Source organism: Pseudomonas sp. Marseille-QA0892 (genome assembly GCF_054950135.1).
In genome coordinates this window covers 412,966-436,507 of sequence record NZ_CM143104.1, presented here as the reverse complement: position 1 = coordinate 436,507, position 23,542 = coordinate 412,966, and the positions used below count along the sequence as shown (strand labels likewise).

The window sequence follows — 23,542 nt, the reverse complement described above, 5'->3', positions numbered from 1 at the left end:
CGTCAACGCTTGGCAAGCCGATCTGGCACCTTGGCCAACGCAGCCTCCACGACCTTGCGCTCCTCACGCAGGGCCGCGAGGGTTTTCTCGTCCGCCATCGCAACGGACTCCGGCGTCACCTTCATGCCGGGGCGTACACGCTGGAGCCCATTGACGACGACCTTTTCCCCTGCCTGAAGACCACTGCGGATGACGCGAAGCCCCTGGAGCTTCGGCCCGAGCTCCACTTGCCGGTAATTCACTGCGCCGTCGTCGCCCAGTACGAGTACGTACTTGTTGCTCAGATCCGTACCAACCGCCTCGTCGCGAATCAGCTCGGCGTCGTAGCTGGCGCTGCCGACGAGTTTCAGGCGGGCATAGAGCCCAGGCGTGAAGCGCCCATCCCGGTTATCAAATACGGCGCGGCCCCGAATGGTGCCGGTACGCGGATCAACCTGATTGTCGAGGAAGTTCATCTGGCCTAGATGCGGATGCCCAGCCTCATCGGACAACCCCAGGTAGACCGGGCTTGCACCGTTGCGGGCACCTTCCCTGGTCAGGCGAGCGTATTTGAGGAAGGTGCGCTCATCCGCGTCGAAGTAGGCATAGACCTTGTCCGTCGAGACCAGCGTGGTCAGGCGGGATTCGCCCGCATTGACGAGGTTGCCTGCGGTGACCTCGGCGCGACCGACGCGGCCATCGATCGGCGCAGTGACCCGGGTAAAGCCCAGATCCAACCGAGCGGCATCGAGCTGGGCCTGGATCGCCGCCACGGCTGCTTTCGACTCGGCCGCAGCGCTTTGGCGTGCATCGGCCAGTTCCGCCGAAATGGCATTGCTCGACCGTAGCCGTTCACCCCGTCGCGCCTCGTTGTCCGCGCGACTGGCGCTGGCGCGCGCCTGGCTCAACTGCGCCTGCAGGCGATGGACTTCCGCCTCGAAGGGCCGCGGATCAATCTGGAACAGGACGTCACCCTTCTTGACCAGCGCGCCCTCTTGGAACAGCACGCGGTCGACATACCCCGATACGCGAGGTCGAATCAGTACCGACTCGGGGGCCTCAAGACGCCCGGTGACTTCATCCCACTCGATCACGGGCTGCTCGATGACATCTGCGACGCTGACGGCCGGGGCCGGGCGAGCAGCGGATGCGGTTTCAGGCGCCTTGCTGCAAGCGGCCAGGGAGAGGAGTGCGAATGCGGCAATGGGATAGCGCATGCTCCAGCGTGAATGGTCCATGGATTGACTCCGCACGGTCTGGGAAAGGAACGGGATAGTGCGGGGAGTTTGTTGTGGAACAGAGCGGACCACGAATCGAACAATCCAAATATAACTATCGATCATTGTGATCGGTTCGCCTCGGTGTGACGCGAGGCCGTCACAATCATGCGTTCCATTTCAGAGCTGACACGCAGCGGGCGTTGCATTCCCGGAGCAGCCTCGAGCTTGAAACGTTTCGAGAAGCCCCTGCTGGATGTTTGGACCCTCCTAAACGGCGTCAGCCATGGTAAGGTGCGAGCGTCCGCAAGACCCGAGATGACCGAATGTTCGATGTTCCCGCCCCCGGCCAGGTATTGCGTCGCCTGATTGCGGGGTCTTCGCTGGTTCTGCTCACCGCCTGCAGCAGTGGCCCATCGCAAGCCGCCCCGCCCGCGCCTTCGTCTTCGAACCAGACGACCAGCGCATCGGTCTCCCCCCCGGAAATGGAGATGCCGCAGCAGACGTTCTCCGAGTGGTTGATGCAGTTCCGCGGTGAATCGCTTTCCCGCGGGATCACGTCCTCGACATTCGATGCCGCCTTCGCGGGTGTTACGCCAGACCCGACCGTGGTGGCGGCGGACCGCAGCCAGCCCGAATTCACGCGCCCCGTGTGGGAGTACCTCGACGGCGCCCTGTCGAGCCAACGAGTGAACAAAGGTCAGCAGCTGCTGCAGCAACATGCCGACACGCTGCGGCAAATCGAGCAACTCTACGGTGTCGACCGCGAAGTCCTGGTCGCGGTGTGGGGTATGGAAAGCAACTTCGGCAGCATCATGGGAAGCAAGTCCGTCATTCGGTCGCTTGCTACGCTTGCGCATGAAGGGCGCCGCCCCACTTTCGCGCACGATCAGCTATTCGCGGCCCTACAGATTCTGCAGCGCGGCGACATCACACCTGACCGCATGATCGGCTCCTGGGCCGGCGCCATGGGCCAGACACAGTTCATGCCCACCACCTACAACACCCATGCCGTTGACTTCGATGGCGATGGCCGGCGTGACATCTGGGGTTCGGCGCCCGATGCACTTGCCTCTGCCGCGCATTACCTGCAGGCATCTGGCTGGCGAAATGGGCTGCCCTGGGGAATGGAAGTCCGGTTGCCTCAGGGCTTTGATTACGCCCAGGCCGAAGACAGCAACCGCAAGACCATTCGTGAATGGCAAAGCCTGGGAATCGCCCCGGCGGGTATCTGGCCCAACCGGCTGTCCGCGGACGAAACAGCGTCTTTGCTCATCCCTGCTGGTCACAGAGGTCCCGCCTTCCTGGTGACATCCAACTTCAGGGCAATCCTTCGCTATAACAATTCGTCCTCGTATGCGCTGGCAATCAGCTTGCTCGCGGCCCGACTAAACGGTGGCGGGCAGATCGTGGGGCAATGGCCGAAGGGAGATCAGCCCCTGAGCCGGAGCGAGCGTATCGAATTGCAGCAGCGGCTGACCGACGTAGGCCTGGAGCCCGGTGCCGCCGATAGCATCATTGGGGCGAATACGCGCAAGGCGATCCGCAGCTATCAGCAACGCCTTGGCTGGCCGGCTGACGGTTATCCCAACCATGATCTTCTCAACGCCCTGCGTTCCCGAGGCGCTGCGTACTAAGCGCCTCGCCAGGGTCAGGCCGACTATGCCCGACTGGCCCTGGCACCATTCCCTTCCTCGCAGCACTTCCCGCTCACAGCTATGCGCTGAGCACTGCCTGCCCTGATCCGGCAAAAATATTTTTCCTAGCGTTCGAAGAGCTGCGGCAGAGGCGAATGTGGCTGAAAACAGCGAGATAGAGCACGTCGTGGTTCCTTATATCGCGCAATGCCACCGTGCCTGGGCGCCCGTAGTTATCTGACGACGTACGACTTTCGTTCTGACGGCTAGTGGAAGACCTAAAAGCGCGTCTATGATCGCTCACCCTGGCTCGGATATAGCCCGGGGTTTCTCACAAAAAAGCCAATAAAGAGATCCATCAAGATGAATCAGAAGACTCGAAAGGGACTCCGTTCGCTCGCACTTGCCGTGTCCGCCGGTATCGCCACCTTGGTCACCACCGGCACCGTCAGCGCCGAAGGCTTCGTCAATGACGCCAAGGTCAACCTGAACCTGCGCAACTTCTACATCAACCGAAACTTCGTTAATCCGGCCTTTCCACAAAGCAAGGCCGAAGAATGGACGCAGAGCTTCATTATCGACGCACGTTCAGGCTATACGCCTGGCGTCGTAGGTTTTGGGGTCGATGTGCTGGGCCAGCTGGCCGTTAAGCTGGATGGCGGTCGGGGTACCTATGGGACAGGCCTTCTGCCCCGCCACACCGACGGGCGCCCTGCTGATGACTACGGTCGCTTGGGTGTAGCAGCGAAAGCCAAGATCTCAAAGACCGAACTGAAGGTCGGCGAGTGGATGCCCGTCCTGCCTATCCTCCGCTCGGATGACGGCCGCTCGCTGCCGCAGACGTTCGAAGGTGCGCAGATCACGATGCGCGAGATCGACAACCTGAACGTCTACGGTGGCCAGTTCAGAAAGAACAGCGAGCGTAACGACGCCAGCATGGAAGACATCGGCTATGCCGGCAACGCCACCACCGGTGGGCGCAGCGCCTTCTCGGATCGCTTCAACTTCGCTGGTGGTGATTACACCTTCAACGAGAAGCGAACTACGGTCGGGGTCTGGTACGGCGAACTGAAGGACATCTACAACCAGACCTTCTTTAACGTTATCCACAGCCAGCCCATCAATGACAACCTGGTTCTGGGTGCGAACCTGGGTTACTTCACCGGCGACGATGACGGTGCCAAGCGCGCGGGCAGCCTCGACAACCGTACCTACTCCGGTCTGTTCTCGCTGAAAACGGGGTATCACACCGCCTATATCGGCCTGCAGAAGGTCAGCGGTGATACCGGCTGGATGCGTGTACGCGGTACCAGCGGCGGCACGCTGGCAAACGACAGCTTCAACTCCAGCTACGACCAGGCCAAGGAACGCTCCTGGCAGGTGCGTTACGACTATGACCTCGCTGGCTGGGGCATCCCTGGGCTGAAATTCATGACGCGCTACATAAAGGGCGACAACGTCCATACCGCGACGACGGACGATGGCAAGGAATGGGGCCGCGAGACCGAACTGGCCTACATCATCCAGTCCGGCGCCTTCAAGGATCTCTCCATACGCTGGCGCAACGCGTCGATCCGTCGTGACTTCAGCACGAACGAGTTCGACGAAAACCGCCTGATCTTCAACTACCCGCTCTCTTTGCTGTAAGCCAGGCAGTCGCACTCCTGCAAAGGGGTGCGACTATCAGTACTGCTAGGAGACACCGTTTCAGGTCGCGCTAAGTCATACGACCACCAGCGCAATGACCCTGATTTTGTCACGTTTACGAGCCGCTCTCTTAACCAGGTCATCGTACAAGGAAAGGCCATTAGCCACCCCCCCGTAGTGTGTCGTTTTGAGCTGCCTGGAGATCGCAGCTTGCAGACAACTCGAGTTGTCTCTCGACCGGCACACACCTCTAGCCCCCGCGCGTCAATTCGATCGATAGTCCCTGGATGTCCACTGTCCTAATGCAGGACGTGGCAATTTTCCAGGAGACGTACATGCAGAACATCATCACGCACGACGGACTTTCCCTTCCCCGCCTTGGCTTGGGCACGTGGCCAATGAAAGGCGAGGAATGTCGCGCGGCCGTGGCCAGCGCACTGGAGCTTGGCTACCGCCATATCGACACGGCAGCCGCCTACGAGAATGAAACCGAGGTCGGGATTGCAATCGAGCAGTCCGCCGTGCCCCGCGAAGACATCCACATCACCACCAAGATCTGGTGGGATCAGCTCGAGCCCGATGCCATGCGCGCTTCGGTCGAGAACAGTCTCAGCCGATTGAAGACCGACTACGTGGATCTGCTCATGATCCACTGGCCCGGCAAGGATTGGGAGCCCCAGCGCTCACTGGAAACCCTTGCGGCACTTAAGGAAGAAGGCAAGGCTCGTCATATCGGGGTTGCCAATTTCCCGCTGCCGCTGCTGCGTCAGGCCGTAGAAGAATTCGGTATCAGCCTCTCCGCCATTCAGGTCGAGTATCACCTGCTGCTCGGCCAACGCGCCCTGTTGCAGTATGCGCAGGAGCGGAACATGGCATTGGTTGCCTACTGCCCCCTGGCGCGCATGCGCATCGGCGAGGTGCCCGAGATTCTGACCGTAGCGGCGAAGCACTTCGTGAAGCCCTCGACGGTTGCGCTCCGCTGGCTTCTGGACCAGCCAAATGTGGCGGCCATTCCGAAGGCCTCGGGCGCTGAAAACCAGAAATCCAATCTGGAAGCGCTCGACCTGCCGCTAACGGCAGAGGACCGGAAGGTGCTAGACGACCTGCCTAAAAATCAGCGTCTGGTCGATCCCGACTTCGCACCGAAATGGGACCCGCTGGATACCTGAGTTGATCAAACCGTCGTTCTTTGTTTGATTCGTTCAACGGCTCTACGACGGCTTGGCTGGAGCGCCGGTCAATTTTCCATTAAATTCAACGATCAAGGCGCGCATTTTTCATTTTGAATGTGTAGAATGCGCGCCCAGATCGACTCACACGGGCCGATTTTCTCTACAGGGGCGTCGCCAAGCGGTAAGGCAGCAGGTTTTGATCCTGCCATGCGTTGGTTCGAATCCAGCCGCCCCTGCCATTTTTCTCCCGATCGTCTCCCGATCAAATTCCCATCAAGCACTCATCCCTGTCCGACGCCGATTTATGTGCCGACAGCGATATTCCACGAACGATGCATGCCCTATCGGTGCCCATTGTCGAACGGACGCACCTGTTCGTACACGCCGGGCCCAGCTCTGTAGGCTTGCCAAGGTGACATCCAACGCTTCGATGACGGTATCCTCAGGCTTTGCCTGCTGTGAGTGAACCGTGTCTCTGCCCCGCCATTCGATCGTCGCCTTCCTCGTTGCGGCAACTTTCTTCATGGAAAACCTCGACGCGACTGTCATCGCAACTGCACTGCCGGCGATGGCGGAGACCTTTGGCCGTGAGCCGGTCGACCTGAACATCGGCATCAGTGTGTATGTGCTAGCCATTGCCGTTTTCATTCCCGTCAGCGGCTGGATTGCCGAACGCTTCGGTGCACATCGGGTGTTTACCTTCGCCATCGGCGTTTTCACGCTCGCATCCGTTGCCTGTGGAGCAGCGCAAACGCTCGAGCAATTCGTCATCGCCCGGATCTTTCAAGGTATCGGTGGCGCACTGATGGTGCCTGTAGGTCGGCTCGTCGTGCTGCGGATCACCGAAAAAAAGGACCTTGTGAAAGCCATTGCCACCATTACCTGGCCGGGCCTGATCGCGCCGATCCTCGGGCCACCGGTAGGCGGCCTCATCACCACCTACGCGTCGTGGCCCTGGATTTTCTACCTGAACATCCCGCTGGGTCTGATTGCGATGGTGTTCGCATGGCGGCTGGTTCCGCGTGACCTCGATTTCCCACGCAGGCCGCTGGATGTGCTCGGCTTTGCATTACTGGCGTCCGGCTGCGTAGGGCTCATGTACGGCGTCGAGCAACTGGGCCTTGGTGGATCAATCCCGATGAGTCTCGCCTCTATCGCCGCTGGCGTATTCATGGCGGCCTTGGCGGTCTGGCATATGCGCCGGAGCCCGCATCCGCTCATCGATCTATCCAACGTGAGTGAGGCAACCTATCGCGTCGCGATTGTCGGTGGTTCACTGTTTCGCATGAGCATCAATGCCGCGCCGTTTCTGCTGCCGCTCACGTTTCAGCTGGCGTTCGGCATGAACGCCTTCCATGCCGGGCTGATGGTACTGGCCCTGTTTGCCGGAAACCTGGCCATAAAGCCCGCCACGACGGCCATCATGAGACGCTTTGGACTACGCCGGGTGCTGATCGGAAACGGGCTCCTCTGCGCAGCCAGCCTCGCCCTGTTCGCCCTTCTTTCACCCGCTTGGCCGACCGCACTGATACTCGCTTTGCTGTTCGTGAGTGGGCTGTTTCGTTCACTGCAATTCACTGCTAACAACACGCTCGCCTTCGCCGACATACCAAAGACACAGATGAGCCATGCCTCGACACTGTTCAGCACCGTGTTCCAGCTTTCAATCGGCATGGGTGTCGCTGTCGGCGCGCTCGCCTTGCGCGCCGCATCGAGTTTCAACGGGCATACGGATCCGCAACTGGTCGACTTCCAGCTGGCGTTCCTGGTGGTAGCGGTCATCGGCTTTGCGGGGACGCTCGATGCATTCTGGCTAAAGCGCAACGCAGGGGACCATGTAACGGGCTACGGCAAGGCGTAGCCCGTCCAGGCAAGACTGCCAATCGAGTTGGTCGGCAGGTCAGTCGTCAGGCCTGCTGCCCTGTCGACTCAACGCCAAGCTCGTCCCAGACGGACTCGGCGAGGTGGAACGTGGCATTGGCGGCGGGAATGCCACAGTAGATGGCGCTCTGCATGATCACTTCCTTGATCTCATCCCGCGTGACGCCGTTGTTTTTTGCGGCGCGCAAATGCAGCGTCAACTCCCCTTCACGGTTCATCCCAATCAACATGGCAATGGTAATGAGGCTGCGGGTATGCCGGGGCAGACCGGGGCGCGTCCAGATATCGCCCCAGGCATGCCGGGTGATCATCTCCTGGAACTCTTCATTGAAGGGCGTGAGCTTCTGCAGGCTCCGGTCGACGTGCGCGTCGCCGAGCACCGCACGCCGTACCTGCATGCCGGCCTCGTAGCGTTCCTTTTCGTCCATCGTTGGCTCCGTCAGGCTTGGCGATTAAGGAAGTCGAGCACGCGCGTGGTGAATACATCACCCGCCTGGACGTTCGACAAGTGGGCCGCATCGAACTCGACGAGTTCAGCGGTCGGAATGCGGGCCTGCATAAAGCGGCCATGTTCAGGTGTGGTCACCGCATCGCCCGTCCCGCAGACAATCAGCGTGGGCGCGGTAATCGAACCCAACTGTTCACGGTAATCCGCATCACGGACAGCCGCACAGTTGGCGGCATAGCCCTCGGGCGACGTCTGCGCCAGCATGGCGACGATGGGCTCGACCTTCTCGGGTTGGGCTGCCGCAAACGGAGGCGTGAACCAGCGTTCGATGGATGCATCACGCAGGTCACGCATGGCGAGTGATCCCCCCTTGAGGACCGTTTCGATACGTGGATTCCAGACCTCGTCCGTTCCGATCTTTGCGGCCGTGTTGCACAGCACAAGCCGATCGATTCGCTCCGGCGCATGAATGCCCAGCCACTGTCCGATCAGGCCGCCCATCGAAAGCCCGCAAAAATGCGCCTTTCGGATGTTCAGGTGGTCGAGCAGCGCCAGGACGTCACGGCCCAGCTGCTCGATACGATAAGGGCCGGGGGTGACCAGTGACTGGCCATGCCCACGCGTATCGAAGCGCACAACGCGAAAGTGCTCGGCAAAGGCGGGAACCTGGGCATTCCACATGTTCAGGTCCGTTCCCAGTGAGTTCGAAAGGACCAGTACCGGCGCCGACTCCGGGCCGTCCACGCGGTAATGCAAATCGCCGTCAGCGAGGCTCAAGAAAGGCATTCATCATTCCTTACGTAGTCAATGTTCGATGTTCGGCAATGGCCGCTGCGACCCAACGCCTGGCCTGGCCCAGGTAATGGGCCGGCTCGAGCAACGTGTCCAGTTCCGAAGGTGAAAGGTGGCGGCTCACGTCGGCATCATCTGCTAACACGTCACGCAGAGAACGTGCATCCTTCACCGCCTGCTTGCTGCATCGCTCGACGAGGTGGTGCGCCGCATCCCGGCCGATCTTGCCAGAGAGCGTGATGCTCACGGCCTCGGCGAGCAGTAGCCCGCGGGTTTGGCCGAGGTTGACGCGCATGCGCTCAGCATCGACTTCCAGGTCGGGAATTGCGATCAACGCCTGTTGCAGTGCACCGGAAACAAGACAAAACAGCTCGGGAAGCGTCTCCCACTCGGCATGCCAAAGGCCCAGACTGCGCTCGTGCTCCTGAGGCATGGCACTCAGCATCGTCGCGACCAAGCCCGGCGCGCGGGTTGCCGCAGCAATCAGAACGGCGCTGCCCACAGGGTTGCGCTTGTGCGGCATCGTGGAAGAGCCGCCCTTGCCGGGCGCGGAAGGCTCGAAAACCTCGCCCACATCGGTCTGCATCAGCAAGCTGAGATCCCGGCCGATCTTGCCGAGGCTGCCCGCAATCATCCCCAGCAGACTCGCCACTTCGACGAGCCGATCACGCTGGGTATGCCACGGTTGCTCAGGCAATGAGAGCGCCAGCTCCTGTGCAAGCGCCTCGCTGACGGCCCACCCCTGCTCACCCAACGCGGCCAACGACCCTGAAGCACCACCAAACTGGAGCACTTCGACGCGCGGCAAAAGCGCCTGCAATCGCTGGCGGTGACGCGTCACGCCGCCAAGCCATCCGGCGATCTTCATGCCGAGCGTGACCGGGGTCGCATGTTGAAGCCAGGTGCGCCCAGGCAGCACCGTATCGGCATGGCGTTCGGCCTGGACGGCACAGGCATCGGCCAGACGCGCCAGGCCCGCATCGACCAGGCGCAGTGCCTGCCTCACCTGCAGGACAAGCCCGGTATCCATGGCGTCCTGGCTGGTGGCGCCAAGGTGTACGTACTTTTCGGCCTCAGAGTCAGACGCCGCGATGCGCTTGCCCAGCGCCTTCACCAGCGGAATTGCCGAGTTACCCGCCGTTGCGATCGCTTCGGCCAGTGCATCGATATCAAAAAGCTCGGCGCGGCAAGCTGCCTCGATAGCCGGCACCGAGGCGTTCGGGATAACGCCGCAGTGGCTCTGTGCCCGGGCCAGCGCCGCTTCGAAATCCAGCATGCCCTGCAGGCGTCCGCGGTCGCAGAAAACCTCGCGCATGGCGGGCGCCGTGAAATAGCGATCGAATAGTCGATTCAAGGGAATTTCCTGATCATCAATCGGAAGCATCCGGGCCACTATAGGCCGTACCGCTCCATGTGGCTCCAAGGAGCGGACCGGAGAGCGGCAGTCGTATCATCCGCCACTCTTCCGGAATGCTGGATCAAACGCGTTCGACCGCCAATGCCAGCCCTTGACCTACACCGACGCACATGGTGGCCAAGCCGCGCTTCCCGCCAGTCTTCTCCAGATAATGCACCGTGGTCATCACCAGACGGTTCCCGCTCATGCCCAGCGGATGACCCAGTGCGATCGCGCCGCCATGAGGATTCACCTTTTCGCTGTCGTCGGGCAGTCCCAGCTCACGCACAACTGCCAGGCTCTGCGCCGCGAAGGCCTCGTTCAGCTCGACGACGTCAAAGTCCTCGATGGACAGATCAAGGCGTGCCAGCAATTTGCGTACAGCTGGCGTTGGCCCAACACCCATGACGCGCGGCAATACCCCGGCACTCGCCATGCCGAGCACACGGGCCCGTGGCGTCAGGCCGTACTTCTCCACCGCTTCCGCCGACGCCAGGATCATTGCCGAAGCACCGTCGTTGAGGCCGGATGCGTTACCTGCCGTTACCGTCTTGTCCGGCCCGTTTACCGGCTTCAGCTTGGCCAACGCTTCGACGCTGGTGTCCGGCCGGGGGTGCTCGTCCTTGTCGACAACGATCTCGCCCTTCTTGGTCTTTATCACGACCGGGACGATTTCCTCGGCGTAGTAACCCGACTCTGTCGCCGCTGCAGTACGCTGCTGGCTACGCAGCGCGAAGGCATCCTGGTCCTGGCGGCTCACGCCATAGTCATCCGCCACGTTGTCGCCGGTGACCGGCATGCTGTCGACACCGTAGCGCTCCTTCATGGCAGGGTTGATAAAGCGCCAGCCCAGCGTCGTGTCTTCCAGCTTCTGACTGCGTCCGAAGGCGCTGTCGGCCTTGCCGAGTACATACGGTGCGCGGGTCATGGATTCCACTCCGGCGGCAATCGCCAGATCCATTTCGCCCAGGGCGATCGCGCGATAGGCCGAGCCCACCGCGTCCATGCCAGACGCGCACAGGCGATTGAGCGTGACACCCGGCACACTCTCGGGCAGCCCGGCCAGCAACAGCGCCATACGTGCCACGTTGCGGTTGTCCTCGCCGGACTGATTCGCGCAGCCCATGAAGACTTCTTCCAGCGCGTTCCAGTCTACACCCGGGTTACGCTCAACCAGTGCGCGCAGCGGAATCGCCGCAAGATCGTCAGCGCGGACGGCGGACAGCGCGCCGTTCAGGCGGCCGATTGGGGTCCGTACGGCGTCGCAGATAAAGACGTCGCGGCTCATTCTTCACCTCCCTTCTGGCCATGCGCGGCCGCGGTACGGGCTTGCAGGTCACGCAGGGCAGTCAACTCGGTATCTGTGGGTGCTTCACTGGTGGCCACCTGATCGGCGAAGCGAATTGCCCAGCCTGTGGCTTCGATGACCTGTTCGCGGGTCACACCCGGGTGCAGCGCCGTAACGATGAACTCATGGGTGCCCTTCTCCGGTTCCATGACACACAAGTCGGTGATGATGGCCGTTGGCCCCTTGCCAGGAAGCCCCAACTGCTGGCGGTGATCGCCGCCCTCCCCGTAGCCCACCGACGTCACGAACGCCAGCTTGTCCACGAAGGTACGATGCGACTGCTTGAGGATGATCAGCACTTCCTTGGCGGAGCCGGCAATTTCCGGCGCACCGCCCGCGCCCGGCAGGCGGACCTTGGGTTGGTGGTAGTCACCAATGACCGTCGTATTGATGTTGCCGAACTTGTCGACTTGCGCAGCCCCGAGGAAGCCCACATCGATGCGGCCGCCCTGCAACCAGTAGCGGAAGATTTCGCCAGTCGGGACGACCGTATCCGCCGTTTCGGCCAGCTCACCATCGCCGATCGACAAGGGCAATACGGTGGGCTTCGCGCCGATCGGGCCGGATTCATAAATCAGCACAACCTCGGGCGCATGGGTCAGGCGCGCCAGGTTTGCAGCGGTGGACGGCAGCCCGATACCGACGAAACACACACTGCCATTACCCAGCCGGCGTGCGGCGGCGACGGTCATCATTTCATTTGTCGTGAAGTCGCTCATTGCGCTGCCTCCGCCTGCAGTTTCGCCTGATAGGCCGCGAAGTCCGTCGTGCCATGAATGTAGGTGTCGATCCACTGCGTGAAGGTGTCACGGTCGCGCGCGATCGGATCCCACGCCTGGTAGAAGCGGTTGTCGCGCTCGTAGTAGCCGTGTGCGTAGGAGGGCTTCGCACCGCCGGGCACCTCGCATACGGCGGTCAACGCCCAGGTCGGCAACACACAGGCGTTCATGGGCGCCTGGAGGTCATCGACGATTTCCTCCACCGTCACGATGCAGCGCTGAGCCGCCAGCGCCGCTTCCTTCTGCACGCCAAGAATGCCCTGAATGAGCACGTTGCCCTTGCGGTCGGCCTTCTGAGCATGAATCACGGTGACGTCCGGGCGTACGCTCGGCACAGCCGCGAGACGCTCCCCGGTGAATGGACACTGGATGAACTTGATGTCCGGATTCACCTTCACCAAATCCGAACCCTGGTAGCCACGCAACACGGCGAATGGCAAGTTCGAAGCTCCCGCCACATAGGCGTTCGCCAGTGCCGCATGGCTGTGCTCGCTGATCTCGAGCGGCTGTGGCCAGCCCTTCTCGACGGCGTCCCGCAGGCGATGGAGCGAGCCCACGCCCGGGTTGCCGCCCCACGAAAACACGAGTTTCCTGGCGCATCCCGCCCCGATCAACAGGTCATAGACCAGGTCTGGCGTCATGCGTACCAAGGTCAGCTCGCGCTTGCGCTGTCGAATCAGCTCGTGGGCAGCAGCGGTAGGAATAAGGTGGGTAAAGCCTTCCAGTGCGACGGTGTCACCGTCGTTGACGAAGCGGCTGACCGCTTCGTTCAGTGAAATTAGCTGGGCCATGGGGTTCTCGTCTGGTTGCGGCGTTAGCCGGAAAGCCGGTGACCCAAAAGTAACCAGCAGACCCCAAACTAAACAATCCGATAATCGAATATCCGTTCGTTAATCGAACACTTGCGCACTATGCGCTCAGGCTGACAATGCGCCGATCACCCCGGTAGAGTGTGACTTCATTCCGGCTTGCCAACGAGGCTTCCCATGACTGTACCGATTCGCCTGTACGAACTGACCGGCGCGCGTGACGACATTCGCTTCAGCCCCTATTGCTGGCGTACCCGTTTCGCCCTGGCTCACAAGGAGTTGGGCATCGAAGGTATCGCCTGGCGCTTTAGCGACAAGGAGGCAATCGCCGCATCCGGCCAGGGCAAGGTCCCGGTCATCGTCGATGGTGACCGTCATGTGAGCGACAGTTGGGCAATCGCCGAATACCTCGAAGCGCAGTATTCCGACCGCCCTTCGCTGTTCGGTAGCGATGCCACGCGAGCCCTGACCCACTTCATCAATCAGTGGACGGACGTCAGCGTCCACCCAGCGTTGGCTCGTCTGCTTCTGCCGGAAATCCATGACATTCTGGCCGAGGCCGACAAGGACTATTTCCGTAGCACACGCGAATCGATGCTGGGTGCGAGCTTCGAGCAGTTGCGGGGCGAACGCGACCAATGGCTCGCCAAGTTGCGCGAAATACTGGCGCCCTTGCGCAGAACCCTGAGCAACCAGCCATTCATTACAGGCGAAGCACCGGCCTATGCCGATCACATCGTGGCCGGCACCTTCCAGTGGGCACGTATTTGCAGCACGCAGCCTGTGCTCGCGGAAGATGATCCGGTCAGCGAGTGGATGGATCGCATGCTGGATGCCTACGCTGGCATGGCTCGGCAGGCGCCCGTGGCACACCCTGCCTGATCGTCCCGGGCCGATGCGACGTCGGCCCGTCACTGCCACCGTTCATAGCTTCGCCGCTGCGCCTTGCCGTCGCCGCGTGAACCAGAATGCGCGGCTCACCCCGCGTGTAATGGCAACGTAGCCCAGCCGCAACGCTTCGTCGGCCATGGCCTGGTCATAGCTGTTGCGAAAGAAACCGCTGTACGCATAGAGCGCATTGCGCAAGGGGTGGCGCTCGGGTGGCAAGCAGTCGTCGAGTATGACAACCACATCCGCCTGCAACCCCTTTGCCCGATGGATCGTCATTGCCTTGACTGGGCAATCCCGCGGGAGCGCCTCGCGTACGCCGTCGAGCGGCTCATTACGGCGTGAAAGCACAAGAATCGAACCACGACGACGGCCACCGTCACGGCTGGCGAGCCATGCGGCCTGTTCCTGGATCGTCTTTACCAGCCCGGATAGCCCCTTCGTCAAATCGAAACCGGTCGTGAGCTTGACTCCATGGTCGTCCGGAGCCGTTTCCCGATGCGCGCGGCACGTCTTGCCCTGCTTGCACGTGACATCCTCAAGGACCTTTTCCGCGTCGCGAATGATGGGATCGATGGAGCGATAGTTCGTCTCGAGCGTCAGCAACGTGCTCTGGCCGGCTTTTCCCCGGCTCGGAAAGTGCCGGTCGAAATCGATGAACAGCTCAGGCGAGCTGCCTCGCCAACCATAGATGGATTGCCAGTCGTCCCCGATTGCCATGAGGCTGACGGCATGACCACGCCGTCCCAGAGACCGGTGCAAGGCCTGCACCCACTGGACAATCTGTGGCGAGATGTCCTGGAACTCATCGATCAACAAATGCGTAAAGGGCATCAGCGCCGCGTCGGGCAGGCCATCCTTGGCTGTGACGCAGTCGCATAACTGCTGGAAACCACCGTTGAAGGTGCGGATGTTGCCCGCAACGAGGCACCGCTCGAAATGTACCCAGAAGATCTTCAGCGCGTGAACGAAGAGGCGGTCCTTTGCCGAGCAATCCAGCTCCTCGGGTACCAGTTGATCGATACGCAGACCAATGCTTTCGATGAATCCCGCCTGCTGATAGAACAGCTCGAACAGCGGTGCCGGAAAGAAGTCGCCAGCCAATTTGAAGCTGTCGAACGGCGCCTTGGGTTTGCCCCGCCCCTGGAGTGGCTCCGGCGCCTTCAAACCCAAGAGTGTGTGCACGTGTTGGCGAAATATCTCGTCTTCACCGTAGGCCTGCTGATAGGCCTGCTTGAGCAGTTTTTGCTGGGCCGGTTTCAAGCGCCCGCCCGCCAATGGGTTGTCGGGCTCGTCGCTGTTTGAGCTGAGCTGTTCAAACCATCCGGCCGGAGGCAACACCTCGCGCGCCTGAGCCGCCATGGCCGCATGGAAGGTTCGAACCATCGCGCGCGCCTGATCGCCTTCGAGCGTGTAGCCGAACTGCGCAAGCACCTTGACAAGGCGCTCGCGCAGCTCGGCGCATGATGCATTGGTAAAGGAGATGACAGTGAGCTGCTCAGCCGGAATCTTCAAATGGCACAGCATGAACACGACGCGCAGGATCAGCGTGGCCGACTTGCCGGAACCTGCGCCAGCGAACACCCGTGTCGCATGCCCGCGGGACAGGATCATCGCCCACTGCTCGTCCGAGGGTGCACCGACTACGCCAGCCGCCACCGCCGCTGCAACATCCGCGCGCATGGCCGCCACCTGTGGATCTTCGATCTTCATGCGCGCGGCGGTATAGATGGCAGGTGTGGTCGCGCCTGCTCGTCGCTGCGCCGACTTTCTGGCTGCTGGTGGCGCCTTTTCCGATTGCTTGCTGCCTGCGTTGCTGGCACCGCGCTTCTGCCCTTCTACGGGCTTGCTCCGGCCGGGTTCGGTCCGGCCGGGTTCGGTCCGGCCAGGTTTGGTCCGGCCAGCCTTGGGCGCATCACTGCCCGCCGAAGGCTTGTCATGCCTTAGCGAGCCATTTTCATCGAGGTAGGCGCGGGTACGGGGGAAATAGCGACCGAGCGCGTCGCGGAAGTGCCGCGCGTAGCGCTCAAAAACCGAGGACATCAAACAGCTTCCAGAACCGAGGGCAGCCCGCATGATATCGGCTTCGGCGCTGCGGAGCATTCAGGCGACCGTCGCGCGATCGGCGGTACTGCCTCACAATGCCGTTTTTCATTCGAGAGCACCCAACATGATAGACGCCCTTCGCATCGAAGATCTGCAACCGGGCGACGGCAAGGAAGCCGTCAAAGGCGCGCTCATCACGGCCCATTACACGGGATGGCTTGAGGACGGCACCGTCTTCGATTCGTCCCGCGAGAAAGGCCGTCCGTTTCAGTGCGTCATCGGCACGGGCCGCGTCATCAAGGGGTGGGACCAAGGCCTGATGGGCATGCGCGTTGGCGGTACACGCAAGCTCTTCGTTCCAGCAGTGCTGGCCTACGGTGAGCGCCAGGTTGGCGCGCACATCACACCTAACTCCAACCTGATCTTCGAGATCGAGTTACTCGAGGTGCTGACGCGCGACGACTGAACCGACCGCACGCCACGGTACCTGGCCGCTATGGGCGGCCGAACACCATTGCCTTCAATCCACCCTCTGGATCGATATCGGAAAACTCGGGCGGGTTGGGCAGCCGCTGCTCGAATACGTACATGGGCGCCTCCTCGGCCATGCTTTGCAGGATGAAGTCGGGCGATACGCCCGGGTCATTCACGCACGCCAGCACCAACGCGCCGTCGGAGGTCAGGTCCGGCAGCCGACGCAGGATCTTTCGATAATCCTTCGTGAGCGCGAAGCTGCCCTTCTGGAACGATGGCGGATCGATGATCACCAGGTCATAAGGCCCGCCGTTGCGCACCTTGCCCCATGACTTGAACAACTCATGGCCGAGAAAGCTTACGTCGCCCAGATCGTGCCCGTTCAGTCGATGGTTGTCTCGCCCCTGACTCAATGCCGACCGGGCCATGTCCAGATTGACGACCGCTTGAGCCCCGCCCTCCACCGCCGCCACCGAAAAGCCGCAGGTGTAGGCAAACAGGTTCAGCACGCGGCGGCCTGCTGCGACGTCTCGAACCCAGCGGCGGCCGGTGCGCATGTCCAGGAAGAGCCCCATGTTCTGATTGCGCCCCAGGTTCAGCCCATAGCGCAGCCCGTCCTCCACGATGACATGGGGGCCGGTTGCCTCTCCGGTAAGCCATTCGCAGGCCGCCTCAGGCGTATAGCGGTGCTGGAGGATGACGGTATGGCCGCCCGCCTTTGCCCATTCCATAGAGGAAGTGACATGCCCTAGCGTCTCGCGCAGCGCCTTGTCGAATTCGGGTTCAACCGGCTTGAACAGAGACACCAGCAATACACCCTGGAGCCAGTCTGCCGTCAGCTGTTCGAGACCAGGCCAGCAGCGCCCACGCCCATGAAATAAGCGGCGCGCCTCGGCCGGCGCCGCTTCAAGGCTAATCAGCAACTGTTGGGAAAAGCGGGTCAGCGCGGCGGCGTCCATCAGTGTCGTCTCAATTCGCAAAGCGCGACATCCTAACCCCAACGCACATCGGCATCACTGCGCATTACTTCGGCAGCCGCCCGGAACGGCAAAAAAAACCGGCGCAGAGCGCCGGCAAAAGCGTGAGCAACTCTCGGCTCAGTTCAATGCTTCGGCACGCCGCGCGGCGCGGCGGCGCCAGGTACGCCAGATCGGCAGCACGACCATGACGGCTGTCAACGCCCAGACGCACCAGGCGATAGGGCTCGCGAAGAGGATGCCCAGCTCACCATTGGAGATCGACAGTGCACGGCGCAGGTTCTGCTCCATCATGCCGCCGAGAATGAAGCCGAGCAGGATGGCCGACAGCGGGAAATCCATCTTGCGCAGGATGTAACCCACCACACCGATGATGATCATCAAGAACAAGTCGAACGTGGTGGCGTGGACCGAGTACACACCGATCGAGGTAATGATCGCGATCGCTGGCACCAATGCCCAGTACGGTACGGCCAGGATCTTGGTGAACACCTTGATCAGTGGCACGTTCATCACAATGAGCATGATGTTCGCGACGAAGAGCGATGCGATCAGGCCCCAGACGATGTCCGGTTGGTTCTGGAACAACAGTGGTCCCGGCGTGATGTTATAGAGCGTCAGCGCACCGATCATGACGGCCGTGGTGCCGGACCCAGGAATACCCAGCGTCAGCATCGGCACCATCGAACCACAGGCGGAGGCACTGTTGGCAGTCTCGGGAGCCGCGAGGCCACGTAAGTCACCCTTGCCGAAGCGATTGTCTTTGCCGGCCAGGCGCTTCTCGGACATATAGGTCACCGCACTGGCCAACGTGGCGCCTGCCCCCGGCAGCACTCCGATGACGAAGCCGGCCAGACCACTGCGAATATTGGTGGCGAGGACGAAGGTCATTTCCTTGAAGTTGAACAACATGCGCCCGCTGGCCTTTACGGCCTGCTGACCATGATGCGTACGCTCGAGCAGCACCAGGATCTCGCTGACCGAGAACAGGCCCAGCACCAGCACGACAAACTGAATGCCATCGGCCAGGCCAAGGCTGCCGAAGGTGAACCGGTACACACCGCTGTTGGCATCAATGCCGACACACGACAGGAACAGGCCGATCAACGCGGCAACCGCTGTCTTTATGGGCTTGTCCCCGGCCATGCCGGCCAGGCAGACAATCGCGAACACCATGAGTACGAAGTATTCAGCCGGCCCGAACGCCACGGCCCATTTCGCCAGCAGTGGTGCAAACAGGACGACGCCGCAGGTCGCCATCAGGCCACCCACGAAGGAGCTCCACGCCGAGATGGACAGGGCCACGCCGGCCTTGCCCTGCTGGGCGAGCGGATAACCGTCGAAGGCCGTGATGACGGCAGACGCTTCACCCGGAATGTTGAGCAGGATCGAAGAGATACGACCGCCGTATTCGCAACCGAGATAGACCGCAGCGAGCAGAATCAGCGCGGTTTCAGGTGGCAGGCCGAGGGCGAATGCGATGGGGATGAGGAGCGCAACGCCATTGATCGGGCCTAGCCCGGGCAGCAGCCCCACGATCGTGCCAATCGCCGTACCTGCAAGCGCCGTCAACAGGTTGTAGGGGCTGAGTGCGACACCGAAGCCCTGGCCCAGATAGCCGAGTGTATCCATGGATCAGATCTCCAGAGACGAAAGGATGCCGAGCGGCAGCGGAACGTCGAGCAGCCGGTCGAACAGTACATAGAGGCCAATCCCCATCAGCACACCGCCGGTTACGCTTGCGACCCAGGTGCCGCCGTACAAGCGCGCCATGCCGATGCCGAACAGGATGCTGGCCGGGATGAAGCCCAGCGTCTCGTAGATGGCCGCGTATGCCACCAGCAGTACGACGCAGATCGCCACCTTGCGGATGACAAATCGATCCAGTGGCGGCTCATCGCTTGGCGCGTGCGCAGTCGCCGGTTTGACGAGCAGGTAGACGGCGCCTGCGCCCAGGAGAACCAATAGAAGCAGCGGGAAGGCCCGCGGCCCGACGGGCTCGTAAGAGAACGGCGCGTGGTAACCCCAGGCGGCGACCGCTAGCAAGACACAGGCGATCAGCAGCACCAATCCGAAGAGACGTTGGTACATGATGGTTCCTCACGGAATACCCCCGCGGATGCGGCGGCAGAATCGGATGCGCCGGGCACCGTTGCGGTGCCCGGTCGAGGGCTTACTGGATCAGGTTGAATTCCTGCGCCATCGTGCGATAGCGAGCCACCTGCTCCTTGACGTAACGGTCGAGCTCTTCACCGGTCATGGCGAAGGGATAGAGTTCACGCTCTTCACGCAGCTTGGCGAAATCCTCGGACGCGAGCAGCTTGTCGAAGGACTCCTTCCACCATGCATAGGCGTCATCGGTCACTTTCGGACCCACGTAGAAGCCACGAATGACCGGCCAGGCCACGTCGTAGCCCTGCTCTTTCGCGGTGGGAATATCGGAGACGGACTTGCCTGGCAGGCGCTCATCGGACAGCACTGCGAGGATGCGCATGTCACCGCTCTGGATGTGTGGCACGGAGTCAGCGATGTCGGTACTGGCGACTTGAATGTGACCGCCCAACAACGCGGTGGCCAGCTCACCGCCCCCTTCCATCGCAACGTAGCGCATCTTCTTCGGATCGATACCGCCGGCCTTGGCAACGAGCGCGGTCTGCATCCAGTCCTGGCTGCCGACGGTGCCGCCCGCACCGATCACGACACTGCCCGGATCCTTCTTGATTGCAGCGATGAGGTCATCCAGCGTCTTGTAAGGGGAGTCCGCACGAACGGCGATAGCGCCATAACTTGCACCGACCGCCGCCAGCCACTTCACGGCGCTTTCGTCGAAGCGACCGAACTTGCCCTGGGCCAGGTTCAGCAGTGAGCCGCTGGAGAACGCGACGATGGTGCCAGGCTCGGCAGAGCGTTGCGCCACGACAGCGTTATACGCCACGGCGCCAATGCCGCCGGGCATGTAGGTCACGCGCATGGGCGAAGACAGTACCTTCTCTTGGACCAGTGCGCTCTGCGCCAGCTTGCAGGTAAGGTCAAAGCCACCCCCTGGCGCGGCAGGTGCGATGCACTCGGGGCGACGGGGCTCGGCCGCAAAGGCAGAGGTCGCCAGCGCAGAGGACGCGAAAATGGCACAGGAAGCAGACAGTACGAACGTACGCAGGTTGAAGCTCATGACGGTTTCCTTTTGTTTTTGTTGTCGTGGCCGAGCGGCAGATAGGCACGCTTGACCCGCACTCACGCGCGGTCAGGTCGAAGAATAGAACAAGGATGAGTCCAGAGGCGCCCAACCCTGGCGATAGGGTAGGACGAAGAGCGCTCGTGGGCTATGCCGCAACGCTGCATGAGCCGGTAATCATCTTGTTCTTGTTCATCGACCACAGCCCCAGCTCCGCCGGGACTGCACCGATGCAATAGGAATACGTCACTAACCTTTCGCCAAGCTTTCAGCAAACGGACGTTATAGAAAGCCAGCACCGCCGGCGCCCTGACGCACCGGCGGCAGCTGAATCCGGGCCTAGAGAAGGGTCCAGGTGTAGCTGAGGATAAGGCGGTTTTCGTCGATGTCAGAACGGTAGTTCGAACGAGCCGCCACGTTGCGCACTCGCACGCCCAGTCCTTTGAGGGACCCGCTCTGCACGACATAGGCGATGTCCAGATCCCGTTCGCGATCCTTGCCCTCATAGCCCAAGCCCGTGTCCACGTTATGCCCCTTGATGTAGCGAACCGTAGTGGTCAGCCCCGGAATACCCATGGCAGCGAAGTTGTAGTCGTACCGGGCCTGCCATGAACGCTCCCGGGTATAGGCGAACTCATAGGTCGGCACCTCGTTTCCAAGCGGCGTGACGTTGGCGAAGACACGGGGGAACGGACTATCGCCGAACATCGCCTGGTAGCCCATATGAAAGGTGTGGCCACCGGTGCGAGCGGAAAGAAGCGAAAAGGCGGCCTGGTTATCGATATCCCCAAGCAGTCGGTCGCCATCCTCGGTGGCATGGAAGTAGCCGAGGTTCGCGCTCAGCGCCCACTGCTCGAATGGAACGGTGTGCTTCAGGCCCAGGAAACCCTGGCGATAGATGTTCTGAAGCTGCCCAACCCAGGCGCTCGCGGTCGTTCGATTTTCATTGAAGATGTAATCACCACCCAGGTAATTGAATGCATCAGCGCTCACCTGCCGCTCCGGCACATGGCCGAGCATCGCCTGGATACGGTCATCGCCGGCCTCGTTGCGAAGACTGGTCGAGCGCAAATGCCCCGCCTGAACCGTAAGCCCTTCGATCTCGCGTGATGCCACGCTCACGCCTTGATAACTCGGAGGTAGCAAGCGGATATCGCTGAAGACCAGAACGGGAATGTCCGGCTGCAGTTCGCCGACACGCAGCTCCGTGCGGGAACGCCGAGCTTTGAGGGTCACGCCCAATCGACTGTACTCATCACCGGGATCACCACTGTCGCGTACCGGAAGAAGGCCGGTATTGGCACGAGAACGGCTACTGTCCAATTTCAGGCCCAACAGCCCTTGAGCGTCCAGACCGACCCCAATGGTCCCAGGCGTGTAGCCCGAGCTGAACTTGAGAATGAACCCTTGGGCCCACTCCTCGGCTTTCGACTGAGGGTTGCTTCCAACGATGTCAGAGTAGTCCCGACTGAAGTAATAGTTTCGGGCCTGAATCGAGGCACTGGCACCCTCCATGAACCCCTTCGGTTGATCGGCATAAGCGAACGGTACAGCGCTGAAAGCAAACAGCGGCAAGGCGGACGGCAATCGTTTCATGGGCATGTGCTCTATTGTTGTTATGTTGTAGGTGAACGGCGAATCGCATCGAGACGGGCAAAATCAGTGTTTTGACGCCTCTACCGGGGGCGGAGCGGCTTGCGGCGATGCGGGCGCGGTACGCCCGCGGCTGAGTAGCAAGTGGGTACCGAGCCCAAAAATCAGCCCCCAGAACGCGGACGATAGGCCAAGAAGCGTCATGCCCGAGGCGGCTGTGAGGACGGTCACCAGCGCGGCTTCTCGCTGATCGGGTTCGGCCATTGAAGCGGACAGGGACGCCGTAATCGCACCGAACAGCGCCAGCCCCGCCAAGGCCGCCACCAGCTCCGCCGGAAAGCTCGTAAACAGTGCAACCAACGTGGCGCCGAATAAACCGAACAGCAGGTAACAGACTCCGCCGCTGACCGCAGCTACGTAGCGTTTCGCAGGGTTGTCGTGCGCCTCAGGCGCAGTGCAGATAGCGGCCGTCAGGGCCCCCAACGCAAGTCCATGGCAGCCAAAAGGCGCCAGCAGAATACTAAAGAGGCCGCAGCTGGAGAGGATCGGACGTGCAGGCGCGCCGTGATACCCACAGCTTCGCAACAGCGCCATGCCAGGGACGAACTGACCGGTCAGTGCGACGACCGCCAGTGGCAACGCGATATTCAGCGTAGCGCTCCAGGTGAATTCGGGCGTAATCCAGACCGGCACGGCAAACCGCATCTCCAGGCCGCCCATCTGCATATCGCCGGCGGCGTAACTCAACCCGACACCCGTCGCTAACACGACGAACACCGCATAGCGCGGCCAATACCGTTTGGTGATCAGGTAGGCCACGCACATCCCGGCTACCAGCTGGGGACGGTCTTGCATAGAAAGGAACAGGCCGCTGCCGAAGTCGAACAGGATACCCGCGAGCATGGCCGCACAGATCGACGCCGGCAGCCGCTGCACGATACGATCGAACGCACCGGACAAGCCGATCGCAAGCACGATGATATTGGCGACGATGTAAGCGCCCACGGCCTGGGCAAGGCCGACCTGCGGCAACAGTGCAACCAGAAGCGCCGAGCCGGGCGCGGACCATGCGATCACGACGGGCACCCGGTACCGTAGGCTCAGCACGATGCCGAGCACACCGCTGCCCATGGAAATCGCCCAAACCCATGACGACAGGATTTCGGTCGGCAGCTCCGCAGCGCGGGCGACCTGGAAAATGATGATCAGTGGCCCGGCATAGGAGATGACGGTGGCAACGAAGCCCGCCACGACGGCAGACAGCGAGAGTTCGCGTGAGAAAGGCAT

General features: G+C 61.5%; 20 protein-coding genes and 1 tRNA gene. 7 read left to right on the top strand and 14 right to left on the bottom strand.

Annotated features, from left to right (window positions below):
• Positions 1-2: 2 nt before the first annotated feature.
• Positions 3-1,217: an efflux RND transporter periplasmic adaptor subunit gene (locus ACY8D3_RS01900; protein ID WP_462381342.1), complete on the bottom strand. Its 1,215-nt coding sequence runs from the start codon at positions 1,215-1,217 to the stop codon at positions 3-5.
• A 305-nt stretch (positions 1,218-1,522) separates the two neighbouring features.
• On the opposite strand from ACY8D3_RS01900, the gene ACY8D3_RS01895 reads away from it, so the two are divergent.
• From ACY8D3_RS01895 to ACY8D3_RS01875, 5 genes are all read left to right on the top strand, one after another.
• Positions 1,523-2,833: a lytic murein transglycosylase gene (locus tag ACY8D3_RS01895; RefSeq protein ID WP_462381341.1), complete on the top strand. Its 1,311-nt coding sequence runs from the start codon at positions 1,523-1,525 to the stop codon at positions 2,831-2,833.
• A 363-nt stretch (positions 2,834-3,196) separates the two neighbouring features.
• Positions 3,197-4,480, top strand: coding sequence for an OprD family porin (locus ACY8D3_RS01890; RefSeq protein ID WP_462381340.1), 1,284 nt, complete (start codon positions 3,197-3,199; stop codon positions 4,478-4,480).
• Between the two features lie 335 nt (positions 4,481-4,815).
• Positions 4,816-5,649, top strand: coding sequence for an aldo/keto reductase (locus ACY8D3_RS01885; protein WP_462381339.1), 834 nt, complete (start codon positions 4,816-4,818; stop codon positions 5,647-5,649).
• Positions 5,650-5,816: 167 nt separating this feature from the next.
• Positions 5,817-5,891, top strand: a tRNA-Gln gene (locus ACY8D3_RS01880).
• Between the two features lie 284 nt (positions 5,892-6,175).
• On the top strand, positions 6,176-7,513 hold the full coding sequence (locus tag ACY8D3_RS01875; protein WP_462384192.1) for an MFS transporter: 1,338 nt from the start codon (positions 6,176-6,178) through the stop codon (positions 7,511-7,513).
• A 46-nt stretch (positions 7,514-7,559) separates the two neighbouring features.
• Here the strand turns inward: ACY8D3_RS01875 and pcaC are convergent, their stop codons facing one another.
• The 6 genes from pcaC to ACY8D3_RS01845 all read right to left on the bottom strand — a co-directional run bounded on the left by pcaC (position 7,560) and on the right by ACY8D3_RS01845 (position 13,087).
• Positions 7,560-7,961 carry a 4-carboxymuconolactone decarboxylase gene (gene pcaC / locus ACY8D3_RS01870; protein ID WP_462381338.1) on the bottom strand — a complete coding sequence of 134 codons (402 nt, stop codon included), beginning with the start codon at positions 7,959-7,961 and terminating at the stop codon, positions 7,560-7,562.
• An 11-nt stretch (positions 7,962-7,972) separates the two neighbouring features.
• Positions 7,973-8,767, bottom strand: a complete 795-nt coding sequence (pcaD, locus tag ACY8D3_RS01865) for a 3-oxoadipate enol-lactonase (protein ID WP_462381337.1) — start codon at positions 8,765-8,767, stop codon at positions 7,973-7,975.
• 10 nt (positions 8,768-8,777) lie between these two features.
• Positions 8,778-10,157, bottom strand: a complete 1,380-nt coding sequence (locus ACY8D3_RS01860) for a 3-carboxy-cis,cis-muconate cycloisomerase (RefSeq protein ID WP_462381336.1) — start codon at positions 10,155-10,157, stop codon at positions 8,778-8,780.
• Between the two features lie 94 nt (positions 10,158-10,251).
• Positions 10,252-11,457, bottom strand: a complete 1,206-nt coding sequence (gene pcaF, locus ACY8D3_RS01855) for a 3-oxoadipyl-CoA thiolase (protein ID WP_462381335.1) — start codon at positions 11,455-11,457, stop codon at positions 10,252-10,254.
• A complete protein-coding gene (locus ACY8D3_RS01850) occupies positions 11,454-12,236 on the bottom strand; it encodes a CoA-transferase subunit beta (RefSeq protein ID WP_462381334.1) in 783 nt (260 codons plus the stop codon). Before ACY8D3_RS01850 ends, pcaF begins: the two co-directional genes overlap by 4 nt.
• The gene (locus ACY8D3_RS01845; RefSeq protein WP_462381333.1) at positions 12,233-13,087 is read right to left on the bottom strand and encodes a CoA transferase subunit A; all 855 of its coding nucleotides are present in this window, start codon (positions 13,085-13,087) and stop codon (positions 12,233-12,235) included. The genes ACY8D3_RS01850 and ACY8D3_RS01845 overlap by 4 nt, the downstream gene beginning before the upstream one ends.
• 195 nt (positions 13,088-13,282) lie before the next feature.
• On the opposite strand from ACY8D3_RS01845, the gene ACY8D3_RS01840 reads away from it, so the two are divergent.
• A complete protein-coding gene (locus ACY8D3_RS01840; RefSeq protein ID WP_462381332.1) occupies positions 13,283-13,987 on the top strand; it encodes a glutathione S-transferase family protein in 705 nt (234 codons plus the stop codon).
• A 42-nt stretch (positions 13,988-14,029) separates the two neighbouring features.
• On the opposite strand, the gene ACY8D3_RS01835 is transcribed toward ACY8D3_RS01840, so the two are convergent.
• Positions 14,030-16,036 carry a UvrD-helicase domain-containing protein gene (locus ACY8D3_RS01835; protein ID WP_462381331.1) on the bottom strand — a complete coding sequence of 669 codons (2,007 nt, stop codon included), beginning with the start codon at positions 16,034-16,036 and terminating at the stop codon, positions 14,030-14,032.
• Positions 16,037-16,163: 127 nt separating this feature from the next.
• On the opposite strand from ACY8D3_RS01835, the gene ACY8D3_RS01830 reads away from it, so the two are divergent.
• Positions 16,164-16,505, top strand: coding sequence for an FKBP-type peptidyl-prolyl cis-trans isomerase (locus tag ACY8D3_RS01830; protein WP_462381330.1), 342 nt, complete (start codon positions 16,164-16,166; stop codon positions 16,503-16,505).
• Positions 16,506-16,533: 28 nt separating this feature from the next.
• On the opposite strand, the gene ACY8D3_RS01825 is transcribed toward ACY8D3_RS01830, so the two are convergent.
• The 6 genes from ACY8D3_RS01825 to ACY8D3_RS01800 all read right to left on the bottom strand — a co-directional run bounded on the left by ACY8D3_RS01825 (position 16,534) and on the right by ACY8D3_RS01800 (position 23,542).
• Positions 16,534-17,472, bottom strand: a complete 939-nt coding sequence (locus ACY8D3_RS01825) for a class I SAM-dependent methyltransferase (protein ID WP_462384190.1) — start codon at positions 17,470-17,472, stop codon at positions 16,534-16,536.
• 138 nt (positions 17,473-17,610) lie between these two features.
• On the bottom strand, positions 17,611-19,122 hold the full coding sequence (locus ACY8D3_RS01820; protein WP_462381329.1) for a tripartite tricarboxylate transporter permease: 1,512 nt from the start codon (positions 19,120-19,122) through the stop codon (positions 17,611-17,613).
• Positions 19,123-19,125: 3 nt separating this feature from the next.
• The gene (locus ACY8D3_RS01815; RefSeq protein WP_462384188.1) at positions 19,126-19,584 is read right to left on the bottom strand and encodes a tripartite tricarboxylate transporter TctB family protein; all 459 of its coding nucleotides are present in this window, start codon (positions 19,582-19,584) and stop codon (positions 19,126-19,128) included.
• A 79-nt stretch (positions 19,585-19,663) separates the two neighbouring features.
• On the bottom strand, positions 19,664-20,659 hold the full coding sequence (locus ACY8D3_RS01810; protein ID WP_462381328.1) for a Bug family tripartite tricarboxylate transporter substrate binding protein: 996 nt from the start codon (positions 20,657-20,659) through the stop codon (positions 19,664-19,666).
• A gap of 342 nt (positions 20,660-21,001) precedes the next feature.
• Positions 21,002-22,177: an OprD family porin gene (locus ACY8D3_RS01805; RefSeq protein ID WP_462384186.1), complete on the bottom strand. Its 1,176-nt coding sequence runs from the start codon at positions 22,175-22,177 to the stop codon at positions 21,002-21,004.
• A gap of 144 nt (positions 22,178-22,321) precedes the next feature.
• On the bottom strand, positions 22,322-23,542 hold the full coding sequence (locus ACY8D3_RS01800) for a benzoate/H(+) symporter BenE family transporter (RefSeq protein ID WP_462381327.1): 1,221 nt from the start codon (positions 23,540-23,542) through the stop codon (positions 22,322-22,324).

What these genes read in the sequence shown, in the direction of transcription:
- ACY8D3_RS01900 (WP_462381342.1), bottom strand. Translation starts at nt 1,217, where the DNA reads ATGGACCATTCACGCTGGAGCATGCGCTATCCCATTGCCGCATTCGCA.
- ACY8D3_RS01895 (WP_462381341.1), top strand. Translation starts at nt 1,523, where the DNA reads ATGTTCGATGTTCCCGCCCCCGGCCAGGTATTGCGTCGCCTGATTGCG.
- ACY8D3_RS01890 (WP_462381340.1), top strand. Translation starts at nt 3,197, where the DNA reads ATGAATCAGAAGACTCGAAAGGGACTCCGTTCGCTCGCACTTGCCGTG.
- ACY8D3_RS01885 (WP_462381339.1), top strand. Translation starts at nt 4,816, where the DNA reads ATGCAGAACATCATCACGCACGACGGACTTTCCCTTCCCCGCCTTGGC.
- ACY8D3_RS01875 (WP_462384192.1), top strand. Translation starts at nt 6,176, where the DNA reads ATGGAAAACCTCGACGCGACTGTCATCGCAACTGCACTGCCGGCGATG.
- pcaC (WP_462381338.1), bottom strand. Translation starts at nt 7,961, where the DNA reads ATGGACGAAAAGGAACGCTACGAGGCCGGCATGCAGGTACGGCGTGCG.
- pcaD (WP_462381337.1), bottom strand. Translation starts at nt 8,767, where the DNA reads ATGCCTTTCTTGAGCCTCGCTGACGGCGATTTGCATTACCGCGTGGAC.
- ACY8D3_RS01860 (WP_462381336.1), bottom strand. Translation starts at nt 10,157, where the DNA reads ATGCTTCCGATTGATGATCAGGAAATTCCCTTGAATCGACTATTCGAT.
- pcaF (WP_462381335.1), bottom strand. Translation starts at nt 11,457, where the DNA reads ATGAGCCGCGACGTCTTTATCTGCGACGCCGTACGGACCCCAATCGGC.
- ACY8D3_RS01850 (WP_462381334.1), bottom strand. Translation starts at nt 12,236, where the DNA reads ATGAGCGACTTCACGACAAATGAAATGATGACCGTCGCCGCCGCACGC.
- ACY8D3_RS01845 (WP_462381333.1), bottom strand. Translation starts at nt 13,087, where the DNA reads ATGGCCCAGCTAATTTCACTGAACGAAGCGGTCAGCCGCTTCGTCAAC.
- ACY8D3_RS01840 (WP_462381332.1), top strand. Translation starts at nt 13,283, where the DNA reads ATGACTGTACCGATTCGCCTGTACGAACTGACCGGCGCGCGTGACGAC.
- ACY8D3_RS01835 (WP_462381331.1), bottom strand. Translation starts at nt 16,036, where the DNA reads ATGTCCTCGGTTTTTGAGCGCTACGCGCGGCACTTCCGCGACGCGCTC.
- ACY8D3_RS01830 (WP_462381330.1), top strand. Translation starts at nt 16,164, where the DNA reads ATGATAGACGCCCTTCGCATCGAAGATCTGCAACCGGGCGACGGCAAG.
- ACY8D3_RS01825 (WP_462384190.1), bottom strand. Translation starts at nt 17,472, where the DNA reads ATGGACGCCGCCGCGCTGACCCGCTTTTCCCAACAGTTGCTGATTAGC.
- ACY8D3_RS01820 (WP_462381329.1), bottom strand. Translation starts at nt 19,122, where the DNA reads ATGGATACACTCGGCTATCTGGGCCAGGGCTTCGGTGTCGCACTCAGC.
- ACY8D3_RS01810 (WP_462381328.1), bottom strand. Translation starts at nt 20,659, where the DNA reads ATGAGCTTCAACCTGCGTACGTTCGTACTGTCTGCTTCCTGTGCCATT.
- ACY8D3_RS01805 (WP_462384186.1), bottom strand. Translation starts at nt 22,177, where the DNA reads ATGGAGGGTGCCAGTGCCTCGATTCAGGCCCGAAACTATTACTTCAGT.
- ACY8D3_RS01800 (WP_462381327.1), bottom strand. Translation starts at nt 23,542, where the DNA reads ATGCCTTTCTCACGCGAACTCTCGCTGTCTGCCGTCGTGGCGGGCTTC.